The following is a 641-nucleotide window of genomic DNA, read 5'->3' as shown; positions in this document are numbered from 1 at the left end:
GTTTCATAGTGTTTCGGTGGTTATTGCGTTAGGGAAACGCCCGGTTACATTCCGAACCCGGAAGCTAAGCCTTTCAGCGCCGATGGTACTGCAGGGGGGACCCTGTGGGAGAGTAGGACGCCGCCGAACTCCTTTTAGAAGAGCCTTGTCACGGATTTCGATCCGTGGCAAGGCTCTTCTGCGTTTCCAGCGTCTATACGTGTATGCCTCGCCCGTGTCACCGCAACAGCCCTGCCGACTGAGGGAAACACCCCAGGAGTAGGAGGCGCCGGCCGGTGTGGAAAGGCGTCACGCAGACCCCTGTGCGTGCGGTGCCTGCTCGGGCGGGTAAAGTCGGGGGGCATCATTGGCACGTATCCACAGGAGGCCCCCGGGTGGAGGTCCAGGAGACGCGCGTCCAAACCGACCGCGTGCTCACCATCCCGAACATCCTCAGCATGGCACGCCTCGTCGGCGTTCCGCTGTTCCTGTGGCTCATCCTGTTGCCCGAGTTCGGCGGCCCCAAGGCTGATGGCTGGGCGCTGCTGGTTCTCGCGTTCAGTGGCGTCAGTGACTACCTCGACGGCAAGCTCGCTCGCCGCTGGAACCAGATCAGCAGCCTCGGCCGGCTTCTCGACCCCGCCGCCGACCGGCTCTATATC

General features: G+C 63.2%; 1 protein-coding gene and 1 rRNA gene. Both read left to right on the top strand.

Annotated elements, in window-relative coordinates:
* The first annotated feature begins 12 nt into the window (after positions 1 to 12).
* Positions 13 to 129 (top strand): 5S ribosomal RNA (gene rrf, locus KUM32_RS42130).
* Positions 130 to 374: 245 nt separating this feature from the next.
* On the top strand, positions 375 to 641 hold a 267-nt coding region (locus KUM32_RS42125), incomplete at its 3' end, for a CDP-alcohol phosphatidyltransferase family protein (RefSeq protein ID WP_217146879.1).

The sequence above is a fragment of the Streptomyces sp. AC627_RSS907 genome (genome assembly GCF_019049165.1).
The sequence above is the reverse complement of the archived record's forward strand: the minus strand, read 5'-3'. Positions and strand labels throughout refer to the sequence as shown.